This is a genomic window from Streptomyces sp. NPDC059785, from assembly GCF_042732375.1.
Lineage (GTDB): Bacteria > Actinomycetota > Actinomycetes > Streptomycetales > Streptomycetaceae > Streptomyces.
The window spans coordinates 1-22,252 of sequence record NZ_JBHWHV010000084.1 but is presented as its reverse complement, the minus strand read 5'-3'; the positions used below and the strand labels follow the sequence as shown (position 1 = coordinate 22,252).

The following is a 22,252-nucleotide window of genomic DNA, read 5'->3' as shown; positions in this document are numbered from 1 at the left end:
ACCGCTCCGGCCGGCCGGCTCAGTCCTCGGGTGCCCCAGGCAGAAAAGCCGCACGAACCACAGCCGCAGGCCCGTCCGTAAACCCCGGGAGGACCGGACCGGCCGCCGCTCCGGCCGGCCGGCTCAGTCCTCGGGTGCCCCAGGCAGAAAAGCCGCACGAACCACAGCCGCAGGCCCGTCCGTAAACCCCGGGAGGACCGGGCCGGTCACCGCTCCGGTGGGCCGGCTCAGTCCTCGGGCAGGGTGGGGGGCGCGGCCGTGTAGGGCGTCGCGTACGGTTCGGGGTCGCGTGGGCCGAACATCGCCGTGAGGCCGAGGTGGACCAGCAGGGCCGCCACCGACCAGGCGAGCAGCGCGCCCTTGGCGCTCAGCTTCAGCGGCGCGGAGAAGGTCACGCCCTTGCCCACGTCCTTGGCGTGCGCGATCACGTCCTGGGTGGGTCCGAGCCACACCCCGAGCCGCCAGGCGAGCAGCGAGCCGAGCAGTCCGCCCACGGCCAGCCCCACGGTCAGCGGCACCCCGCCGCGCCGCCGCAGCAGGAACACCACGAGCGCGCTGACCACGCCGAGCGCCAGGGCGAGCAGCGTGAAGGTGCCGTCGACCCCGATGGCCTGCTCGCCCTCGGTGTCCTTGAAGTAGACGACCCACTTCTTGTCGACGACGCCGCCGACGAGCGGCACGTGCGGCGCCAGCCACCACCACAGCAGCCCGAGCAGCACCCCGCCGACCGCCACCGCGACGGTGATCACGGCGGCCTCCCGCACTTCCGTCTTCATCCCGGGGCCGTCCTGTCGGTACTCGGAGAATCCTCCGGAGCCCCCGGCGGGCGGCGCCCCCCAGTTCTGGTGCGGAGGCTGCTGGTGCGGCGGGGGTGGCGGAGTCAGCGGTGCGGTCACCCTGACATCGTGCCAGGCGCCGCCGCCGCGCGCGTCACCGGACGGCCGCCCGGCGGTACGCCCACGTCGCCACAGCCAGCGAAGCGACCCCGACGCCCGCGCAGACCGCGAGGTCACCGAGGACGAAGGCCCAGTCGGGACGGGCGCCGAAGGTCCGCGCGAACGCCTCGACGCCGTACGTCGACGGCAGCAGGTCCCGGCACCACTGGACGGCGGTCGGCAGCCGCTCCGGCGGCAGGACGCCGAGCAGCAGCGCCGCCGACATGCCCAGCTGGCCGAGCAGGGTGGCGAGTTCGGGCCGCGGCGCGAGCAGGCCGAGCGCGGCGCCGAGCCCGGCGAGCGCGGCACCGGCGAGCGGGATCACCGCGGCGAGCACCCACAGGTTCGCCATCGGCAGCCCGAACAGCACGCAGCCGAAGACGGCCGTGACGAACGTCCCCGGCACGGTGAAGGAGGCGTACGCGCCCGCCGCGCCGAGCACCACGGCGGCGGGCGGCACCGGCAGCGTCGCGTAGTGGTCGAGCCCGCCGGTCGCCCTGAGCTGGCCGAAGTACTGCGCGAGGAGGTTGAGCGCGACGAAGGCGACGACCAGCACCGAGGAGCCCGCCACCACGGACCGCGCCTCGGCGCCGCCGTCCACCACGCCCCGCATCAGGACCATGATCCCGACGGACTGGAAGGTCGCCACGAAGAGCAGCGGGATCCGCGCGACCCGGGCCCGGGAGAGCTGCGCGCGGTAGACGGCGGCCAGCGACGGCCACAGCCGGGCGCGCGGCCCCAGTTCCACGGCGTCGCCGACGTCCTCGGGCACGGACAGCGCGCTGCCCGGCAGAACCTCGGCGGGTACGACACTCACGTCGAACTGCTCCCCTTCGCTCCGGCAGCCGTCCCGGTCCCCGCGTCCACGCCACCGCGCGGGCGGCGTACGACGGCGGCGGGCCGCGCGTGACGCGCACGCCCCGCGGCCCCCGCACCGTGTACGTCCACGGCGCCTCTCATCTTCCCTACGGATGCCACGGCCCGCGCGCTCACGCCCGCACCAGTCCCTGTCCGTCGCCGCCGAGCGCCAGGTAGACGTCCTCCAGGCTGGGCGTGGTCAGGGTGAAGTCGTCCAGGGCCGCGAAGGCGTCGCCGCCGGTGACCGTGGCGACGACCGCGCGGGCCTCCTCGGGCGCGAGCCGCAGCGTCCAGCGGCGGCCCGAACGGGCGGCCCGGCCGTGCAGCGCGGCGACCTCGGGCACGTCCAGCGGGGCGCTCTGCCGCCAGACGAGGTCGACCCGGACCTCGCCCGCGACCCGCTCCTTGAGCCCGGCGGGCGTGTCGCAGGCGATGACACGCCCCCGGTCGAGCACCGCGACCCGGTCGAGGACGGTCTCCGCCTCGATGACGTTGTGGGTGACCAGCAGGACGGTGGTGCCCCGCTCGGCCCGCCGCCGGTCGACGGCGGCCCACACGGCGCGCCGGGCCACCGGGTCCATCCCGGTGGTCGGCTCGTCGAGGACGAGCAGCGGCCGCTCCCCCACCAGCGCGGCGGCGACACAGGCGAGCCTGCGCTGACCGCCGGAGAGCTTCTTCAGGGGGCGGGCGGCGAGCGGGGTGAGGCCCAGCTCGTCCAGGACGGCGTCGCGCTCGGCGCGTGCCTGGCGCACTTCGAGGCCGCGCAGCCGTCCGGTGGTCTCGGCGGCGAGCGACACGGTCAGCTCGTCCAGGGCCGTGGACTCCTGCCCGAGGTAGGCGAGGATGCGGGCCGCGCGTTCGGGGTGGCGCACGATGTCGTGCCCGAGGATCTCCACGGCGCCCTCGTCGGGCCGCATCAGGCCGGTGAGCTGGCGGACGAGGGTGGACTTGCCGGCACCGTTCGGCCCGAGCAGTCCGAAGATCTCCCCGCGCCGGATGTCGAGGTGGACGCCGTCGGTGGCCCGTACCTCGGGGGTGGCGGGGGCGCCGCGCCGGCCGCGGAGTGCCGGGTAGGTCTTGGTGAGACCCCGCACCGCGCAGACGACGTCACCGTCCCGTCCCCTGCGGCCTGCCTGTGCCGTGCGCGTCCTCACGAAGGACGAGACTACGGGGTCCGATGCCCCGTTATGCGTCCGGGGCCGTCGCCCGGCGCCCGCGAACCGGCGCTCACTCCCCCGCGGGAGCGTGTTCCGCCGCCGTGCGGACGTCGATCTCGCGCCAGAAGCCGGCCCGGATCGCGTACCGGTCGTGCTCGTCGATCTGGTCGTCCTTGTGCGCGAGGAGCCCGAAGCGGGCGGCGTAGCGCAGCAGTTCCCCGTCCACCCGGTGCGGGATGCGCGGGTACATCGCGGACAGCTTCTGCAACTGGGCCTGGTCGGCGAGGCGCTCCATCCAGCGGCGCGCGAAGACCTGCCCCACCTCGTACGGGTCGCCGCCGACGGTGGTGATGTCCTCCTCGCGGTCCGCCCAGCGCTGCTCGGCGGAGGTGAGCTGGGCGAGGGTGGGCAGCGAGGCGGCCTCCGCGGACTCGGCGGCGGCGCCGGGGCGCTCGACCCAGCCCTTGTCGGAGGACCAGCGCAGGGTGGCGGTCGTGGGGTGCTGGGCGGCCTGGGTGCCGGGGCCGCGCAGGGCGGCCAGGTCCTTGGGGGTGGGCACGCCCTTGGGCGCGGGGATGCGGTCCTCCACGCCGTTGCGGGACTCCCCCGCCGTGACGTGCTCGGGTTCCTCCACGGAGCGTTCGGCCGCGGCGGCGAGCGCCGAGTCGGGCAGCGGGGCGGAGAGGATCGCGGCGATCTCGGGCCGCGGCACCGGCGGCGGCGCGCAGACCCCGCCGAGCTCCTTGGCGCGGACGGCCCGGGTGATCCAGGCCCGGTCGAGCACCCGCCGCTCGTCGGCCTCGGCGACCAGGTCCTCCGACTGGTTGTAGTCGCCGTCGCCGGCCTGCACGGCCCACAGGTGCACGGCGACTCCGTGCTCCTTGGCGGCCATCATGCCGGGCAGCAGGTCTCCGTCGCCGGTGACCAGGACCACGTCGGAGCAGGCCCGGTTGCGCGCCAGCTCGGTCAGTTCGGCGTGCATGGCGGCGTCGACGCCCTTCTGCGCCCATCGTCCGTCACTGCGGGTGAGGGCGCCGAGGCGCACCGTCACCCGGGGCATCACGCGGAGCCTGCGGTGCTCGGGCTGCGGTACGCGGTCGGGGGCGCCGTCGAACCAGTAGATGCGCAGCAGGGGCCGCTGCGTGTCGGACTCGGCGCGCTCGCGCAGCCCCTGGATCAGGGCGGCGTGATCGACGGTGATCCGGGAGCGAGAGGGTTCCCCGGCGAGGAGGCTGGCGGCGGCCCCGAGCAGATAACCGGCGTCCACCAGGACGATGCAGCGGTCCACGCGGTCCACCCTCTTTCCGGTTTCCGGGAGGTTTGCTTCGGGCTTCCTTCGAGTCTGCCCGACCGCGCGAAGGTTAACGGCCCGAACTCGATCTTCGGCGTGGCGTATCGGCGGATCACTTCTCGGCAGAGCCTGTGACGCACGGTAATTATCCGACATGCGCGGTTTGTCGGGCCGTGTGAATCTGAATCCGGCTTCGGCCCCCAGGCCCCCCTCAGGAGGAAGATCACCATGGCCAAGAACAAGAACCGCAAACAGGGCGGTCAACCGGACCGCTCCGCGCAGGCCGAGCAGGCCCAGGAGCAGGCGCGCACTTCGGCGGCCGAGGCTCAGCAGTCGGCGATGCCGCAGTTCCAGAGCCCCGGCGACGGCTCGCGCAAGCAGAGGCGCTTCGGGCACAACTGAGGCCGCGCGCGGGGCCGGTCGAGGCCCGCCGCACGACGAGGGGCGCACCCGCGACCGGGTGCGCCCCTCGTGTGCGTCGACTGCTCGCCGTCAGCCCGCCAGGCAGGACGGGCCGAGCAGCACCTTCAGGTCGCCGAAGAGCGCGGGGTCCGGCTTGACGCGGTGCCGGTCGAGGCGGAGCACCGTCGTCTTGCGGGGGCCCTGGAGCCTGATCCGCACCTCGCTGTCGCCCCGGTGGTGGGTGAGGATCTCGCCGAGCCTGCTGACCATGGGCGGGGTGACCCGGGTGGCCGGGATGGTGATCATCACCGGCGCGTTGGTCCCGGCGTTCGACAGGTCGGGGACCATCAGCTCCATCGCGACGAGGCGCGGCACGTCCTCGCGCTTGTCCAGCCGGCCCTTGACGAAGACCACCGCGTCCTCGACGAGTTGGGTCGACACGAGCTGGTACGTCGCCGGGAAGAACATGCACTCGATGGAGCCCGCGAGGTCCTCGACGGTGGCGATCGCCCAGGCGTTGCCCTGCTTGGTCATCTTGCGCTGGAGGCCCGAGATGATGCCGCCGATGGTGACCACCGCGCCGTCCGCGTGCTCACCGCCGGTGAGCTGGGAGATGCCCGCGTCGGCCTTGTCGGAGAGCACGTGCTCCAGGCCGAAGAGCGGGTGGTCGGAGACGTACAGACCGAGCATCTCGCGCTCCTGGGCGAGGAGGTAGGTCTTGTCCCACTCGTCGGTGGTGAACTCGACGTCGAGTCCGAAGCCCGGCTCGTCCGCGCCGTCGTCGCCCATGCCGCCGAAGAGGTCGAACTGCCCCTCGGCCTCCTTGCGCTTGACCTGCACCACGTTGTCGATCATCGGCTCGAAGTGTGCGGTGAGGCCCTTGCGGGTGTGCCCCATGGTGTCGAACGCGCCCGCCTTGATCAGCGACTCCGTGGTGCGCTTGTTGCAGGCGGCGGCCTCGACCTTGTCGAGGTAGTCGGGGAACGAGGCGTACTTCCCCTTGGCCTTGCGGCTGCGGATGATCGCCTCGACCACGTTAGTGCCGACGTTGCGCACCGCGGAGAGGCCGAAGAGGATCACGTCGTCGCCCTGGGCGGCGAAGTTCTGCTCGGACTCGTTGACGTTGGGCGGCAGCACCTTGATGCCCATGCGCCGGCACTCGTTCAGATAGACGGCCGACTTGTCCTTGTCGTCCTTGACCGAGGTGAGCAGCGCGGCCATGTACTCGGCCGGGTAGTTCGCCTTCAGGTAGCCGGTCCAGTACGAGACCAGGCCGTACGCGGCGGAGTGGGCCTTGTTGAACGCGTATCCGGCGAACGGGACCAGCACGTCCCACAGGGCCTGGATCGCTTCGTCGCTGTAGCCGTTCTTCTTGGCGCCGGCCTGGAAGATGGTGAAATTCTTCGCCAGTTCCTCGGGCTTCTTCTTGCCCATCACGCGGCGCAGGATGTCGGCCTCGCCGAGCGAGTACCCGGCGATGATCTGGGCGGCCTTCTGCACCTGCTCCTGGTAGACGATCAGGCCGTAGGTGACCGCCAGGACCTCCTCGAGCGGCTCCTCGAGCTCCTTGTGGATCGGCGTGATCTCCTGGCGCTTGTTCTTGCGCTCCGCGTAGTTGATGTGCGAGTTCATGCCCATCGGACCCGGCCGGTAGAGGGCCGAGACGGCGGAGATGTCCTCGAAGTTGTCGGGCTGCATCTGGCGCAGCAGCGAGCGCATCGGGCCGCCGTCGAACTGGAAGACACCGAGGGTGTCACCGCGGCAGAGCAGTTCGAAGGTCTTGGGGTCGTCCAGCGGGAGCGCGAGCATCTCCAGGTCGATGCCCTTGTTGGCCTTCACCATCTTGATGGCGTCGTCCATGATCGTCAGGTTGCGCAGGCCGAGGAAGTCCATCTTCAGCAGGCCCAGCGACTCGCACTGGGGGTAGTCCCACTGTGTGATGGTCACGCCGTCGGTGTGCCGCACCCAGATCGGGGCGTGGTCGACGATGGGCTCGCTGGACATGATCACGCCGGCCGCGTGCACGCCCATCTGCCGGACCAGGCCCTCGACGCCCTTGGCGGTGTCGATGACCTTCTTGACGTCCGCCTCGTTCTCGTACATCCCGCGGATCTCGCCCGCCTCGCTGTAGCGCGGGTGTGAGGGGTTGGTGATGCCGTCGAGGTCGATGCCCTTGCCGAGGACGTCGGCGGGCATGGCCTTGGTGAGCCGGTCGCCCATCGCGTACGGGTAGCCCAGCACGCGCGCGGAGTCCTTGATCGCGTTCTTGGCCTTGATCTTGCCGTAGGTGCCGATCATGGCGACCTTGTCGGCGCCGTACTTCTCCGTCACGTACCTGATCACTTCGACGCGCCGACGCTCGTCGAAGTCGATGTCGACGTCGGGCATGGAGACGCGCTCGGGGTTGAGGAACCGCTCGAAGATCAGGCCGTGCGGGATCGGGTCGAGGTCGGTGATGCCCATGGCGTAGGCGACGATCGAGCCGGCCGCGGAGCCTCGACCGGGGCCCACCGCGATGCCGTTGTTCTTGGCCCACATGATGAAGTCGGCGACGACGAGGAAGTACCCCGGGAACCCCATCTGGATGATGACGTCCATCTCGTACTCGACCTGCTTCTGGCGGTCCTCGGGGATGCCGCCGGGGAAGCGGCGCTCCATACCGCGGCGCACCTCCTCCTTGAACCAGGTGACCTCGGTGAAGCCCTCCGGGATGTCGAACTTCGGCATCAGGTCGCGCTTCTCGAACATCCCGGTGGTGTCGATCTGCTCGGCGACCAGGAGGGTGTTGCGGCAGCCCTCCTGCCAGGCGTCCGAGGAGTCCACCGCGTACATCTCGTCCGTGGACTTCAGGTAGTAGCCGGTGCCGTCGAACTTGAAGCGGTCGGGGTCGGAGAGGTTCTTGCCGGTCTGGATGCACAGCAGGGCGTCGTGGGCGGTCGCCTCGTGCGCGTACGTGTAGTGCGAGTCGTTCGTCACGAGCGGCGGGATGCCGAGCTTCTTGCCGATCTCCAGCAGTCCGTCGCGGACCCGGCGCTCGATCTCGATGCCGTGGTCCATCAGCTCCAGGAAGTAGCGGTCCTTGCCGAAGATGTCCTGGTACTCGGCGGCCGCCTTCAGGGCCTCGTCGTACTGGCCGAGGCGCAGCCGGGTCTGGAGCTCGCCGGAGGGGCAGCCGGTGGAGGCGATGAGCCCCTCGGACCACTGGGAGATGGACTCCTTGTCCATCCGGGGCCACTTCTGGAGCCAGCCCTCGGCGTACGCGTCGGAGGACAGCTTGAAGAGGTTGTGCAGGCCCGTCCTGTTCGCCGCCCAGATCGTCTTGTGCGTGTAACCACCGGAACCGGAGACGTCGTCGCGCTTCTGGTGCGGCTGGCCCCACTGGATCTTGCGCTTGTTCCGCCGGGACTCGGGGGCGACGTACGCCTCGATGCCGATGATCGGGGTGACGCCTGCCTTCTGCGCCGTGTGGAAGAAGTCGTACGCCCCGTGCAGGTTGCCGTGGTCGCTCATGGCGATGTGTGTCATGCCCATCTCATTGCAGGCATTGAACATGTCCTTGAGCCGCGCGGCACCGTCCAGCAGCGAGTACTGGGTGTGGACGTGCAGGTGCGTGAACGGCGGCTTCGACACGGCTTGGGCCTCCAAAGATGACGGGCGGGCGACAGGCTGCGGACAGTCCGGGGGGTCAGCGTCGAAGTCTATGCCCGGCGACTGACACTCCGCGGCCGGGCGCACGTACCTTCGGGTGGGAGCACGGGCTCCCCGGATTCCGGGCACTCCCGGGTCCCGCCGTCCGTTGCCACGACGGACCACCTGTCCCACACGTCATGCACCACCTGCACCAGGAGGCACCCAGCGATGCCGGTTCCGCAGCTCAGCGCCGAGCAACGCGGCGAGCAGATCCTCGCCGTGTTCGACACCGCCTTCGGCGAGCTCCTGGCCGCCGACCCGGCCGCGTTCCGGGTCAAGTTCCGCAAGATGGCGTCCTCGGCCTTCGCGTTCTACCGCGGCACGGCGTGCCTCTTCTACCACGACGTCGACGCCGAGGACGCGCGGCGGGACGACGGCTCGGTCAGCGGCCCGTACCTGGACGACCGCACCGCGCGCGTGTGGATCCACGGCGACCTGCACGCGGAGAACTTCGGCACGTACATGGACGCCCAGGGCCGCCTGATCTTCAACGTGAACGACTTCGACGAGGCGTACGTGGGCCCGTTCACCTGGGACCTCAAGCGGCTCGCGGCCTCCCTGGCCCTGATCGGGTACGCGAAGGCGTTCAGCGACGAGCAGATCACCGAGCTGGTCCGGGTCTACGCGGCCGCCTACCGCGAGCGCGTACGTGCCCTGGCCACCGGCGCCAAGAGCGACGAGGTGCCGCCCTTCACACTGGACACGGCCGAGGGCCCGCTGCTGGAGGCGCTGCGCGTCGCCCGCTCGCTGACCCGCTTCGGGCTCCTTGACTCGATGACCGAGATCCGGGACTTCGAGCGCCGCTTCGCGCCCGGCGGCGGCTCCATCGAGCTGGACGCCGCCACCCGGTACAAGGTGCTCGCCGCCTTCGACGGCTATCTGGAGACGCTGCCCGAGGCGTCGCTGGCCCGCCCGGACTCCTACCGGGTCAAGGACGTCGTGGGCCGCCGCGGCATCGGCATCGGCTCGGCCGGGCTGCCGTCCTACAACATCCTGCTCGAGGGCAACAGCGACGCCCTGGAGAACGATGTGGTGATCTACATCAAGCAGGCCCAGACCCCGGCCGTCTCCCGGCACATCACCGACCCGGCCATCCGCGACTACTTCCAGCACGAGGGCCACCGCACCGTGATCTCGCAGCGCGCCCTCCAGGCGCACGCGGACCCGTGGCTGGGCTGGACCGAGCTGGACGGCGCGGGCCAGCTCGTCGCCGAGGTCTCGCCCTACGCGGTGGACCTCGACTGGGGCGACATCGACGACCCGGAGGAGATCGCGGCGGTCGTCGCCGACCTCGGCCGGGCCACGGCCACGATGCACGCGGCGGCGGACGACCAGTCCGGCGAGTCCCTGGTGCCGTTCTCCACCGAGCGGGCCATCGACGCGGCGATCGCGGCCGACGAGGACGGCTTCGCCGACCTCCTGGTGGACTTCGCGCACAGCTACGGGGCACGCGCGCGCGGCGACCACCAGATCTTCGTCGACCTCTTCCGCAACGGCCGGATACCGGGCCTGTAGGACCGGATCCCCGGTCGGCGGACCGCGAGCCGGATCACACCGCCGCACAACGCTCCCGTAACGCATAGGAACCCTTTAGGGGGTGCTTACGGGAGCCCGTGGGACACTCATCAGCGCTATGGACATGTCCGGGACCCAGCTCAGAGCCCTCCGCGCGGCTCTGTTCACGGCTGTCGTCGTGACGCTCTCGACGGCGTCGCACGTCCTGCTGTCCCGGGCACCCCTGCCGCTGAGCACCGTGGCCGCGATCTCGGGCGCCGTCTTCGCCGTCGCGTACGTGCTGGCGGGCCGCGAGCGCGGCTTCGGCCGGATCGCCGCCCTGCTGATCCCGCTGGAGCTGGCCGCCGACACCGTCTTCACCGCCGGCCAGCACGTCTGTTACGGCGAGGCGGGCGGCCCGGTCGCCGGGCCGCTGCGCTCCTTCGGCTTCGACGTGCTGTGCGGCGGGTCCGTCGGCACCCCGCTGGCCCGGGTCACCGGCGGCCAGGGCGACCGCACCGCGGTCCTGCTCGCGCACGCCGACCCGGGCGCCGCCTGGCTGCTGCTCGGCGCCCACCTCGGCGTCGGCCTGCTGGCCGCCGCCTGGCTGCGGCGCGGCGAGCGGGCCCTGGCCCAGCTGCTGCGCGCGGTGGCGGCGAGCACCTTCCGGCCGCTGCTGCTCGCGGTCGCGGCGGTCACCGTACGGCCCGCCGCCGTGCGCCGCCCGGCACGTCCCGCTCCGCGGACCCGTACGGCGCGTACGCGGATGTTCACGCACTCCCTGGGACGGCGTGGCCCGCCCTGCTCGGCCGCAGTTGCCTGAGCACCAGCAGTCCACCCGTACATATACGTATTCCGCACATATACGCATTCCGCGTACGACATGTGCGCGTCCCCCCATGGAGATCATCCCTATGAGCAAGCGGAACAGCCAGGCGGCGAAGACGGCGGCCCGTGAGCGGCTGCGCCAGGAGCGCGAGCGCCAGGCCAAGCGCGACAAGGTCAAGCGGCAGGCGGTCGTCGCCTTCTCGATCGTGGCCGTCCTCGCGATAGCCGGCGGCATCGGCTACGCCGTCGTCCAGGGCAACAAGCCCGGCCAGTGGGAGGCCGCCAAGGACGAGAAGCTCGTCAAGCCGGCCAACACCTCGGGCAAGAACGGCACGACCGTCGTCATCGGCAAGAGCAGCGCGAAGAAGACCCTGGAGCTGTACGAGGACTCGCGCTGCCCGATCTGCGCGCAGTTCGAGCAGACCGTCGGCAACACCGTCCACAAGGGCCTCGAGGACGGCGACTACAAGATCCAGTACATCGGCGCCACGTTCATCGACAACGGCGCCGGCGGCGAGGGCTCCAAGAACGCGCTCAGCGCGCTCGGCGCCGCGCTCAACGTGAGCACCGACGCGTTCCTCGACTACAAGACGGCGCTCTACTCGACGAAGTACCACCCCGACGAGGACGACGACAAGTTCGCGGACGACTCGTACCTGATCAAGGTCGCCAACACCGTGGACGCCCTCAAGGACAACGCGAAGTTCCAGAAGGCCGTGAAGGCCGGCACCTACGACCGGTGGGCGCTGGAGATGTCCTCGAAGTTCGACGACAGCGGGGTGACCGGCACGCCGACGCTGAAGATGGACGGCAAGACGCTGACCGGCACGAACAGCCAGAGCGCCCCCATGACCGTCGCCGACTTCCAGACGGCGATCGACGCGGCTCTCAAGGCCTGACCCCGGGTCGGGGCCCCGGGCCCCGGCCGGATGGCCCGGCTCCAGGGCCTGCCCTCCGGGCGAGCGGCGGCTGAAGAGCGGGCGAATTCTCGTCTACGCGCCCGTGCGCTAGCCGGCCGGCCGGTCGCCGCCGCTCCTGCCGCCGCCGGTCAGAGCGTGTCGAGGAAGCCGAGCGCCACCTTCCAGGTGGCCTCGGCGGCCTCCTCGTCGTAGTCGGGCAGCCCGGGGTCGGTGTAGAGGTGGCCCGCGCCCGCGTATCTGTAGATCTCCACGTCGGCGCCCGTGCGCTGCATCCGCAGATACCACGCGCTCAGCCAGTCGTCCGTCTCGAACGCGTCGGGCTCGGCGACGTGGAGCTGGACCGGCAGCTCGTCCACGGACGCGCTCTCGGCGATGTCCGACGTGCCGTGCAGGAGCAGCAGGCCGCGGGCCTTCTCGTCGCCGAGGGCCAGGGTCTGCGCGATGGACGCCCCGAGCGAGAACCCCGCGTACACGAGCCCGCGCTCCGAGTACGGCGCGGCGGCCAGGACGGCGCGCTTGAGCAGCTCGTCCTTGCCGATCCCGTCCTTGGCGGCCATGCCCTCCTCGACCGTCTCGAAAGTACGGCCGTCGAAGAGGTCCGGCGTCCACACCTCGTGTCCGGCCGCCCGCAGCCGGTCCGCCGCCGCGCGCACCGCGGGACGCAGCCCGTAGGTCGAGTGAAAGAGCATGATGTTCATGAGGTCATGGTGCCAGCCGCCACCGACAGCGCCGTCCTGCGCCGGGTGTACCCCGTCACACCTCTGATTCACATGTTCATGTCCGCGCCAGCCGGTTACGTTCGGAGGCATGGAGAACGTACTGCGCCCGCTGATCGTCGTCGGCGGCTCGGTCGTACTCACGCTGATCATCGGCTGGGCCGTCGATCAGCTGTTGCGACGGGCCGACGGCCGACACCACGAGACCCCGCTGTGGGGCCTGCTGCGCCGCGGCCGTGTCCCCTTCCAACTCGTGCTCTGCACCGCGCTGCTCAGAGGCTCCTACGACCAGGCGGAGCTGGTCAGGGACCACCGGATCGCCGTGGGCCGCATCCTGACCCTGATCCTCATCGGCTCGGCGGCCTGGCTGGTCGTGCGCATCGCGGCGGCGGTCGTCCAGACCTCCTACTCGCGGTACGCGTCCGCTCACCGCGACCCCGCCCGGGTCCGCCGGGTGCGCACCCAGGTCTCGCTGATCCAGCGGGTGGTCTCCGCGGTCGTCGGCGTGGTGGCGGTGGCCTCGATGCTGCTGACCTTCCCCGCGATGCGGGCGGCCGGCGCCTCGCTGCTGGCCTCGGCCGGCATCCTGGGCATCGTCGCCGGCGTCGCCGCCCAGTCCACTCTGGGCAACCTCTTCGCCGGGTTCCAGATCGCCTTCGGCGACATGGTGCGGCTCGGGGACACGGTCGTGGTGGACGGCGAGTGGGGCACCGTCGACGAGATCACCCTCACCTTCCTGACCGTGCGCACGTGGGACGACCGGCGGATCACGATGCCCGTGTCCTACTTCACCTCGAAGGCGTTCGAGAACTGGTCGCGCGGCGGTGCCCAGATGACCGGCACCGTCTTCTTCCACCTCGACCACACGGCGCCCGTCGTCGAGATGCGCGAGAAGCTCCGCGACATCCTGCGCGAGTGCCCGGCGTGGGACGGCCGCGACTGGGGCCTGGCCGTGACCGACACCACGCCCAACACCATGCAGGTGCGTGCCCTGGCGACCGCGAAGGACGCGGACGACATCTGGACGGTACGGGTCACGGTGCGCGAGCAGATGATCCGCTGGCTCACCCAGCACCACCCGTACGCGCTGCCCCGCGTCAACACGGCCGATGCCGCGCTGCCGCCGGGCAGCAACGGACGGGTCTCCCTGGACCACACCAGGCGCCTGCACACACCGCCCCGCACGGGCCGCGGCTGACCGCCGCCTCGCACGCGCGCGTGAGGATCCCCGTCAGGCACGCGCGCGTGCGGGGTGGTTTCCCGTCACCGCAGGCTGCGCACGTCCAGGTGGCGCAGCACCCGGTCCACGATCTCCGGGTCGGAGCCGGGCTCGCTGCGCGCGGACAGCACCTCGTGCCGGGCCGCGCTCAGCATCTCCTGCTGGATCCGCCGGATCTTCTTCAGCCTCCCGGCCCGCTGCTCCTGCGCCTCGCGCCGCTCCTCGTCCCCGAGGTCGGGGCTGATCCGCAGCCCGATGTCGAAGGCCCGCCGCAGCAGCTGCTCGGACAGCTCCTCCGGCAGCTCCTCCTTGTCCTCGATCTCCTTCAGCCGGCGCTTGGCCGCCTTGGCCGCCCGGAACGCCAGCGCCTTCTCGAACTCCTTCTCGGCGGCCGTGTCCGACTCCACCCCGAGCTTTTTGACCAGCCACGGCAGTGTGAGTCCCTGGAGCACGAGCGTCGCCATGATGACCCCGAAGGCGATGAAGATGATCTCGTCACGGTCCGGGAACGGCGACCCCTCGTCCGTCTTCAGCGGGATCGCCAGCGCCAGCGCCGCCGAGGCCACCCCGCGCATCCCCGCCCACCACATCACGACGGTCTCCCGCCAGGACGTCGGGATCTCCTCGTCGTAGTCCCGTTTCGCGTGCAGCCGCTGGGTCAGCCAGGTCGCGGGCAGCAGCCACAGCAGCCGCAGGAAGACGACCACCACGACGACGGCCGCGGCCAGTCCCAGCATCTCCGGCCAGCGGCCCGACGCCGTCCTGATGGCGTTGTGCAGCTCCAGGCCGACCAGGCCGAAGGCCACGCCGGTGACGAGGGTGTCCACCACGTCCCAGAAGGTGTGCCCGACGAGCCGGGTCAGCACGGCGTCGGCGTCCGGCGAGTACTCCGCCAGGAACAGCGCGGTGGTCAGCACGGCGAGCACACCGGACCCGTGCAGCTCCTCGGCCAGCACGTACGAGGCGTACGGCACCAGCAGCGTCAGACCGATCTGGAGGGTGGCGTCGTCCAGCAGGTCCATCAGTTTGTTGGCGCCCCAGCCGAGCACGAGACCGACGGCGAGCGCGACCACGGCGGAGAGCACGAAGTCGAGCGCGGCGTGCGGCAGTGAGAAGGACCCGCTGACCGCGGCGGCGATCGCGACGTTGTAGACGACGATGGCCGTCACGTCGTTGAAGAGCCCCTCGCCCTCCAGGATCGACACCAGCCGGCGCGGCAGCCTGAGCTGCCCCGCGACGGCGGTCGCCGCGACCGGGTCGGGCGGCGCGACCAGCGCGCCGAGCGCCACGGCGGCGACCAGCGGCAGCCCGGGCACCACGGCGTTCGCGACCACGGCCACCACCGCCGTGGTGACCAGCACCAGCGCCACGGCGAGCAGGAAGATCGGCCGTACGTTGGCGGCGAACTGCCGCCACGAGGTGCGCCGGACGGCGGCGTAGAGCAGCGGCGGCAGCAGCGCGGGCAGGATCAGGTCCGGCGGGATGTCCACGTTCGGGACGAAGTCCAGCAGGGCCAGCACGATGCCCAGGAGTGTCATCAGGACGGGCGCCGGCAGCCGCAGCCGTTCCCCGACCGGGACGCTCACCACGGCCCCGAGCAGCAGCACGAACAACAGGGCCAACTGTTCCACGGGAAGCGCTCCGACGGTCTAGACGATCAAGTGCGGCCAGACGTCAAGCGTGCCATGTCCTGATCCGTTCCGCCGAGACGGGCGCCCGCGCGGGGCCGCCGCCGCGCCGCTACAGCGAGCGCCGCATCGCCCGGTGCGGGATCCCCGCGTCGGGGAACTCGGGCCCGTACGCCTCGTAGCCCAGTCGCTCGTAGAAGCCGAGGGCGTGCGTCTGCGCGTGCAGGTCGACCGCTGCGAGCCCACGCGCGCGTGCCGCGTCCTCGATGGCCCGCACCAGCGCGGCCCCGACGCCGAGCCCGCGCGCGTCCCCGGTCACCGCGAGCCGCCCGAGGGAGCCCACGGTGAGGTCACCGCCGGTCTTCGCGGCGGCCGCCTCGCCGTGCAGCAGGCGGCCGGTGCCCAGCGGCACCCCGTCCTCGCGGACGGCCAGCACGTGCACGGTGTCCGCGCCGGCTCCGTCGGCCGCGTCGTACTCGATGTCCTGGGGGACGCCCTGTTCGACGACGAAGACCTCCTTGCGCACCCGGAAGCACGCGTCACGGTCGGCGGCGTCCCCGGCCACCCGCACGGTGTAGGCGGCGCTCACGCGTTGCTCTCCTCGCGCACCTTGTCGAGCGCCTTCTGAAGGTCCTCGGGGTAGCCGCTCGCGTACTCGACCCACCGGCCCTCGCCCGGGTGCTCGAAGCCGAGGCGCACCGCGTGCAGCCACTGCCGGGTGAGCCCGAGGCGCTTGGCCAGCGTCGGGTCGGCGCCGTACGTCAGGTCGCCCACGCAGGGGTGGCGGTGCGCCGACATGTGGACGCGGATCTGGTGGGTGCGCCCGGTCTCCAGCTTGACGTCGAGCAGGGAGGCCGCGCGGAACGCCTCGATCAGGTCGTAGTGCGTGACGGAGGGCTTGCCCTCGGCGGTGACCGCCCACTTGTAGTCGTGGTTCGGATGGCGGCCGATGGGGGCGTCGATGGTGCCGCTCGTCGGGTCGGGGTGGCCCTGGACCAGCGTGTGGTAGCGCTTGTCGACCGTGCGCTCCTTGAACTGGCGCTTGAGCGAGGTGTACGCGTACTCCGACTTGGCGACCACCATCAGGCCCGAGGTGCCGACGTCGAGGCGGTGCACGATGCCCTGGCGCTCGGCGGCGCCCGAGGTCGAGATCCGGTATCCGGCGGCGGCGAGGCCGCCGATGACGGTCGGGCCGCTCCAGCCGGGCGAGGGGTGCGCGGCGACCCCGACCGGCTTGACGATCACGACCACGTCCTCGTCGTCGTGCACGATCTCCATGCCCTCGACCGGCTCGGCGACGATCTGCACGGGCGCGGGCGCCTGCGGCATCTCCACCTCGAGCCAGGCACCGCCGTGCACCCGCTCGGACTTGCCGACCACCGTGCCGTCGACCAGCACCTTGCCTGCCGCGGCCAGCTCGGCCGCCTTCGTACGGGAGAAGCCGAACATGCGGGAGATGGCGGCGTCGACGCGCTCGCCCTCCAGACCGTCCGGCACGGGCAGGGTACGGATCTCGGGAATCGTGCTCACCCGTCGAGTATGCCGGACGGCTACGACACCGCCGGACGAGCCCTGGGAGCCCGGCCCCGGTCCGCGACGGCCCGAGGCCGGCGCGTCAGTCCTTGTGGACCGTGCCGTCCGGGTCGAGCCCGCGGAAGGACAGCAGCACGATCAGGATGCCGCCGCAGACGATGGCCGAGTCGGCCAGGTTGAAGACCGCGAAGTGCTTCGGCGAGATGAAGTCGACCACCGCGCCCTCGAAGACGCCGGGCGAACGGAAGATCCGGTCCGTGAGGTTGCCCAGCGCGCCGCCGAGGAGCAGGCCGAGCGCGATCGCCCAGGGCAGGCTGTACAGCTTGCGCGCGAGCCGGGCGATCACCACGATCACGGCCGCCGCGATCACGGTGAAGATCACGGTGAACGCCTCGCCGAAGCCGAAGGCCGCGCCCGCGTTGCGGATGGCCTCGAGCTGGAGCCAGTCGCCGATGATGTCGATCGGCGCGTGGTGCTCCAGCTTCGCGACCACGATCATCTTGCTGACGAGGTCGAGCGCGTAGGCCAGCGCGGCGACGGCGAACAGGACCGCGATCCTGCGCCTGCCCCTGGGCCGCTCGGCCCGGTCCGGCGTCCCGTCGGACCCGGCCTTCCCGGCAGCGGCCTCCCTGTCACCCGGTGCCCGCCCGTCGCCGGACGGCCCGTCCGCGGCCGGGGTCGCCACGTCGCCGGACCGTCCGTCCGGCGCGGTGGTCCCGTCGGACTGCTCCGGCTCGGCCCCCGGCCCTTCTGGGGTTTCCGGCGTACCGATGATGCGCTCCGCCTCTGCCACGTGAGTCCCTCAACCTAGGTGCCTGACTGAGGGAAGAGTACGGCACGGCCCGTTCCTAGCGGCGTTCCTGCTTCTGCTTGCACTCCACGCACAGGGTGGCGCGCGGGAACGCCTGCATACGGGCCTTGCCGATGGGGTTGCCGCAGTTCTCGCAGAGTCCGTACGTGCCCGCGTCCAGGCGGTGCAGCGCGCGCTCGGTCTGGTCGAGCATCTCGCGCGCGTTGGCCGCGAGGGCCATCTCGTGCTCCCGGGTGATGTTCTTGGTGCCGGTGTCCGCCTGGTCGTCGCCCGCGCCGTCCCCGGAGTCCCGCATCAGACCGGCCAGCGCCTGCTCGGACGCCTCGATCTCGGCGCGCAGCCTGGCCGCCTCGGACTCCAGTTCTGAACGGGCCCCGGCGACCTCCTCGGGCGTCCAGGGGTCCTCACCGGGGCGCACCGCGAGTTCGCCGGGTTCCACCGCGGCGGCCCGCGCCTTGGGGACCTCGGTGGGGTCCTTCGCCGCCGTGACCGTGCCAGAAGTCTTCTTCGCAACCACCGTCGTGGCTCCCGTCTTCTCCGCGGCCTCGGCCGCGCCCTCGGCCGCGGGGGCGGCCGTCCTGTCGGACCTTCTGGTGCTCTTCCCGGCCGTGCTCTTCGCGCCCGTCCCCCGGGAGGCCGCCTTCTCGGACGGCGTCCCCTTGGCAGGCGCCTTCTTCGCCGACGCCCCCTGGGACGCCGCTTCCTCCGATGCCGCTTCCGTGGATGCCGCTTCCGTGGATGCCGCTTCCTTTGACGCCGTCCGCTCGCCCGCCGTTTCCTTCGCGGCCGATTTCTTCGACGCTGTCTTCTTTGCGGCCGTCTTCTTCGCGCCTGCCCCCGTGGTGGCCGTCTTCCCGGCGGCCGTCTCCCCGGCCGCCGGACCCGTGGATCTGCCGGACGCCGACTGCTGTACGGCGGTCTTCTTCGCCACCATGGCCGCGGTCCCTTCACATATTGTGATCTTCCTCGCGAATCGTGCTGGGACGATAAATCGACTTGGGGCCCGCGGCAACGGGGCACGCCAATGTTTCGCCCGCCCCACGGACGCCGCTCGGCAGCTCGCAAGCGTTGTGCCCAGCTCACCGGCGGGTAATCCGCCGGGCCCGCCGTCCCAGGATCCGGACACCCGGGCCACGCCATTCGGGTCATCCGGCCGGGCGGAAAACCGGTCGGCCGCCGTCCCCGCGGCGCCGTACACTGGGCTCAGCGAGAAGCGTGGATGGGGACGAGTAGCGGCGTACGCGGCCAGGAGCGACCCGGGGACGGTGGAAGCCCGGGGGCGAGCGCGACGTGAAGATCACCCCGGAGCCGCCGGAAGAAGGCCCCAGCAGGGCTGGTAGACCCGGCATCGCGACCCCAATGAGGGGGCTCACCGGAGCACACACGGCACCGGGGAGCCAAGGAGGGTGGTACCGCGGGAGCGCGCCGCACCGGCGCACGTAGCCATACGGCTCTCGTCCCTCCGGACGGAAGGCAGCAAGTCCGCCGGAGGAATCGCGTTGAACACGCAGCAGACGCCGCAGCCGCAGCACACGCCGGCCGCGCAGCCGCAGTACCGCCAGGTGCCCGCCCAGGTCGACCTGCCCGCCCTCGAGCACGCCGTGCTCGACTTCTGGCGCGAGCAGAAGATCTTCGCCAAGAGCCTGGAGCAGTCCGAGGGCCGCCCCGAGTGGGTGTTCTACGAGGGCCCGCCCACCGCGAACGGCCTGCCAGGCGCCCACCACATCGAGGCGCGCGTCTTCAAGGATGTCTTCCCGCGCTTCCGCACCATGCGCGGGTACCACGTGGCCCGCAAGGCCGGCTGGGACTGCCACGGCCTCCCGGTCGAGCTGGCCGTGGAGAAGGAGCTCGGCTTCAGCGGCAAGAAGGACATCGAGACGTACGGCATCGCCGCGTTCAACGCGAAGTGCCGCGAGTCCGTGACCCGCCACACCGACGCCTTCAGCGAGCTGACGACCCGCATGGGCTACTGGGTCGACCTCGACGACGCGTACCGCACGATGGACCCCGAGTACGTGGACTCCGTCTGGTGGTCGCTGAAGGAGATCTTCAACAAGGGCCTGCTGGTCCAGGACCACCGCGTCGCCCCCTGGTGCCCGCGCTGCGGCACCGGCCTCTCGGACCACGAGCTGGCCCAGGGCTACGAGACGGTCGTGGACCCGTCGGTGTACGTCCGTTTCCCCCTCACCTCCGGTCCGCTGGCCGGCCGGGCCGCGCTCCTGGTGTGGACGACGACCCCCTGGACGCTCGTCTCGAACACGGCGGTCGCCGCGCACCCCGAGGTCGCCTACGTCGTGGCGACGAACGGCGAGGAGCAGCTCGTCGTCGCCCGGCCGCTCGTCGAGAAGGCCCTCGGCGAGGGCTGGGAGCTCACGGGCGAGACCTTCACCGGCGCCGAGATGGAGCGCTGGACGTACCAACGTCCGTTCGAGCTCGTCGAGTTCCCGAGCGAGGCGCATTACGTCGTCAACGCGGACTACGTGACGACCGAGGACGGCACGGGTCTGGTCCACCAGTCCCCCGCGTTCGGTGAGGACGACCTCAAGGTCTGCCGTGCGTACGGGCTGCCGGTCGTCAACCCGGTGCGTCCCGACGGCACCTTCGAGGAGGACCTGCCCCTGGTCGGCGGCGTCTTCTTCAAGAAGGCCGACGAACAGCTCACCGAGGACCTGAAGAACCGCGGCCTGCTCTTCCGGCACCTGCCGTACGAGCACAGCTATCCGCACTGCTGGCGCTGCCACACGGCGCTCCTCTACTACGCGCAGCCGTCCTGGTACATCCGCACCACCGCCGTCAAGGACCGCCTCCTCCAGGAGAACGAGAAGACCAACTGGTACCCGGAGTCGATCAAGTACGGCCGCTTCGGCGACTGGCTGACCAACAACGTCGACTGGGCGCTGTCGCGCAACCGCTACTGGGGTACTCCGCTGCCGATCTGGCGCTGCGAGGAGGGCCACCTCACCGCCGTCGGCTCCCGCGCGGAGCTGACCGGGCTGACCGGCACCGACCAGACGGAGCTCGACCCGCACCGCCCGTTCATCGACGAGGTCACCTTCGCGTGCCCCGAGGACGGCTGCGGGCAGACGGCGACGCGCGTGCCCGAGGTCATCGACGCCTGGTACGACTCGGGCTCGATGCCGTTCGCGCAGTGGGGCTACCCGTACAAGAACAAGGAGCTCTTCGAGAGCCGTTACCCGGCGCAGTTCATCTCGGAGGCCATCGACCAGACCCGCGGCTGGTTCTACACGCTGATGGCCGTCGGCACGCTGGTCTTCGACAAGTCGTCGTACGAAAACGTCGTGTGCCTGGGCCACATCCTCGCCGAGGACGGCCGCAAGATGTCCAAGCACCTGGGCAACATCCTCCAGCCGATCCCGCTCATGGACCAGCACGGCGCGGACGCGGTGCGCTGGTTCATGGCGGCCGGCGGCTCCCCCTGGGCGGCCCGCCGGGTGGGCCACGGCACCATCCAGGAGGTCGTCCGCAAGACGCTCCTGACGTACTGGAACACGGTCGCCTTCCAGGCCCTGTACGCGCGCACGACCGGCTGGGCGCCGTCCGGGGCGGACCCGGCCCCGGCCGACCGCCCGCTGCTGGACCGCTGGCTGCTGTCCGAGCTGCACGCGCTCACCGACCAGGTCACCCAGGCCCTGGAGGCGTACGACACCCAGCGCGCCGGAAAGCTCCTGTCGGCGTTCGTCGACGACCTGTCCAACTGGTACGTGCGCCGCTCGCGCCGCCGTTTCTGGCAGGGCGACAAGGCCGCGCTGCGCACCCTGCACGAGGTCGTGGAGACGGTCACGCGGCTGATGGCCCCGCTGACCCCGTTCATCACCGAGCGGGTCTGGCAGGACCTGGTCGTCCCGGTCGTGCCGGACGCCCCGGAGTCCGTGCACCTGTCCTCCTGGCCGGAGGCGGACCTGTCCGCCATCGACCCGGAGCTGTCGCGGCAGATGGTGCTGGTGCGCCGGCTCGTGGAGCTGGGCCGTGCCACGCGCGCGGAGTCAGGCGTCAAGACGCGCCAGCCGCTGTCGCGCGCGCTGGTCGCGGCGGCCGGTTTCGAGGCGCTCGACCGCGAGCTGCACACGCAGATCACCGAGGAGCTGAACGTCTCCTCGCTGGCCTCGCTCTCCGAGGTCGGCGGCTCGCTGGTGGACACCACGGCCAAGGCGAACTTCCGCACGCTGGGCAGGCGGTTCGGCAAGCGCGTACAGGACGTGGCCAAGGCCGTAGCGAACGCCGACGCGGCCGCGCTCTCCCTCGCCCTGCGCGAGGGCAGGGCCTCGGTCGAGGTCGACGGCGAGACGGTGACCCTGGCCCCGGAGGAGGTCATCATCACGGAGACCCCGCGCGAGGGCTGGTCGGTGGCGTCCGACTCGGGCGCGACGGTCGCCCTGGACCTGGAGATCACGGAGGAGCTGCGCCGCGCGGGTCTGGCCCGTGACGTGATCCGGCTGATCCAGGAGGCCCGCAAGAACAGCGGCCTGGACGTCGCCGACCGGATCGCGCTGCGCTGGACGTCCACGGACCCGGCGGTCGTCGCGGCGCTGAGCGAGCACGCCGGGCTCGTCGCCGACGAGGTCCTCGCCACGGCCTTCTTGAACGAGCACAGCACCCAGGGCGAGGCCGGCGACGGTTACGGTGCCCCGTTCACCGACGAGGGACTGTCCCTGGTGTTCCGCCTCCGCAAGGCGTAACGCCGGATTCGCTCCACGGCGAAGGCCCGGCCTCCGGTTGAACTCCGGGCTCGAGGCCGCCATCGCCAGCCTC

The 22,252-nt window shown here is 71.4% G+C and carries 17 protein-coding genes; 6 read left to right on the top strand and 11 right to left on the bottom strand.

What is annotated here, in order from left to right; genetic code table 11:
- Positions 1-227 precede the first annotated feature (227 nt).
- The 4 genes from ACFV6E_RS39005 to ACFV6E_RS38990 form a co-directional block, all read right to left on the bottom strand.
- The gene (locus tag ACFV6E_RS39005; protein ID WP_385160143.1) at positions 228-896 is read right to left on the bottom strand and encodes an AAA family ATPase; all 669 of its coding nucleotides are present in this window, start codon (positions 894-896) and stop codon (positions 228-230) included.
- 34 nt (positions 897-930) lie between these two features.
- Entirely contained in the window at positions 931-1,752 is an 822-nt protein-coding gene (locus ACFV6E_RS39000; protein WP_385468289.1) for an ABC transporter permease, read from the bottom strand.
- A gap of 172 nt (positions 1,753-1,924) precedes the next feature.
- Positions 1,925-2,947 (bottom strand): ABC transporter ATP-binding protein, encoded by a 1,023-nt coding sequence (locus ACFV6E_RS38995; RefSeq protein ID WP_385468286.1) that lies wholly within the window; start codon positions 2,945-2,947, stop codon positions 1,925-1,927.
- A gap of 73 nt (positions 2,948-3,020) precedes the next feature.
- Positions 3,021-4,238: an NYN domain-containing protein gene (locus tag ACFV6E_RS38990; protein ID WP_385160149.1), complete on the bottom strand. Its 1,218-nt coding sequence runs from the start codon at positions 4,236-4,238 to the stop codon at positions 3,021-3,023.
- Between the two features lie 231 nt (positions 4,239-4,469).
- Between ACFV6E_RS38990 and ACFV6E_RS38985 the strand changes: the two genes are divergently transcribed.
- Positions 4,470-4,643: a hypothetical protein gene (locus ACFV6E_RS38985; protein WP_385160151.1), complete on the top strand. Its 174-nt coding sequence runs from the start codon at positions 4,470-4,472 to the stop codon at positions 4,641-4,643.
- A gap of 90 nt (positions 4,644-4,733) precedes the next feature.
- Here ACFV6E_RS38985 and dnaE read toward each other — a convergent pair whose 3' ends face one another.
- Entirely contained in the window at positions 4,734-8,273 is a 3,540-nt protein-coding gene (dnaE, locus tag ACFV6E_RS38980) for a DNA polymerase III subunit alpha (protein WP_385468283.1), read from the bottom strand.
- Between the two features lie 228 nt (positions 8,274-8,501).
- On the opposite strand from dnaE, the gene ACFV6E_RS38975 reads away from it, so the two are divergent.
- From ACFV6E_RS38975 to ACFV6E_RS38965, 3 genes are all read left to right on the top strand, one after another.
- Positions 8,502-9,848, top strand: a complete 1,347-nt coding sequence (locus ACFV6E_RS38975; protein WP_385160155.1) for a DUF2252 domain-containing protein — start codon at positions 8,502-8,504, stop codon at positions 9,846-9,848.
- A 118-nt stretch (positions 9,849-9,966) separates the two neighbouring features.
- Entirely contained in the window at positions 9,967-10,650 is a 684-nt protein-coding gene (locus ACFV6E_RS38970) for a hypothetical protein (RefSeq protein WP_385160157.1), read from the top strand.
- Positions 10,651-10,741: 91 nt separating this feature from the next.
- Positions 10,742-11,554: a thioredoxin domain-containing protein gene (locus tag ACFV6E_RS38965; protein WP_385468280.1), complete on the top strand. Its 813-nt coding sequence runs from the start codon at positions 10,742-10,744 to the stop codon at positions 11,552-11,554.
- Positions 11,555-11,703: 149 nt separating this feature from the next.
- Here ACFV6E_RS38965 and ACFV6E_RS38960 read toward each other — a convergent pair whose 3' ends face one another.
- Positions 11,704-12,273, bottom strand: coding sequence for a dienelactone hydrolase family protein (locus ACFV6E_RS38960; RefSeq protein ID WP_385160160.1), 570 nt, complete (start codon positions 12,271-12,273; stop codon positions 11,704-11,706).
- 109 nt (positions 12,274-12,382) lie between these two features.
- Between ACFV6E_RS38960 and ACFV6E_RS38955 the strand changes: the two genes are divergently transcribed.
- Positions 12,383-13,489, top strand: a complete 1,107-nt coding sequence (locus tag ACFV6E_RS38955; RefSeq protein WP_385160162.1) for a mechanosensitive ion channel family protein — start codon at positions 12,383-12,385, stop codon at positions 13,487-13,489.
- 65 nt (positions 13,490-13,554) lie between these two features.
- On the opposite strand, the gene ACFV6E_RS38950 is transcribed toward ACFV6E_RS38955, so the two are convergent.
- The 5 genes from ACFV6E_RS38950 to ACFV6E_RS38930 form a co-directional block, all read right to left on the bottom strand.
- Positions 13,555-15,141 (bottom strand): Na+/H+ antiporter, encoded by a 1,587-nt coding sequence (locus tag ACFV6E_RS38950; protein WP_385468278.1) that lies wholly within the window; start codon positions 15,139-15,141, stop codon positions 13,555-13,557.
- Positions 15,142-15,250: 109 nt separating this feature from the next.
- Positions 15,251-15,727 (bottom strand): GNAT family N-acetyltransferase, encoded by a 477-nt coding sequence (locus ACFV6E_RS38945; RefSeq protein ID WP_385468274.1) that lies wholly within the window; start codon positions 15,725-15,727, stop codon positions 15,251-15,253.
- Positions 15,724-16,668: an RluA family pseudouridine synthase gene (locus ACFV6E_RS38940; RefSeq protein ID WP_385160168.1), complete on the bottom strand. Its 945-nt coding sequence runs from the start codon at positions 16,666-16,668 to the stop codon at positions 15,724-15,726. The genes ACFV6E_RS38945 and ACFV6E_RS38940 overlap by 4 nt, the downstream gene beginning before the upstream one ends.
- Before the next feature lie 85 nt (positions 16,669-16,753).
- On the bottom strand, positions 16,754-17,464 hold the full coding sequence (gene lspA, locus ACFV6E_RS38935) for a signal peptidase II (RefSeq protein WP_385160170.1): 711 nt from the start codon (positions 17,462-17,464) through the stop codon (positions 16,754-16,756).
- A gap of 55 nt (positions 17,465-17,519) precedes the next feature.
- Complete coding sequence (locus ACFV6E_RS38930) at positions 17,520-18,416, bottom strand: TraR/DksA C4-type zinc finger protein (RefSeq protein WP_385160172.1); 897 nt, start codon at positions 18,414-18,416, stop codon at positions 17,520-17,522.
- 565 nt (positions 18,417-18,981) lie between these two features.
- On the opposite strand from ACFV6E_RS38930, the gene ileS reads away from it, so the two are divergent.
- Positions 18,982-22,179 carry an isoleucine--tRNA ligase gene (gene ileS / locus ACFV6E_RS38925; protein ID WP_385468272.1) on the top strand — a complete coding sequence of 1,066 codons (3,198 nt, stop codon included), beginning with the start codon at positions 18,982-18,984 and terminating at the stop codon, positions 22,177-22,179.
- Positions 22,180-22,252 lie beyond the last annotated feature (73 nt).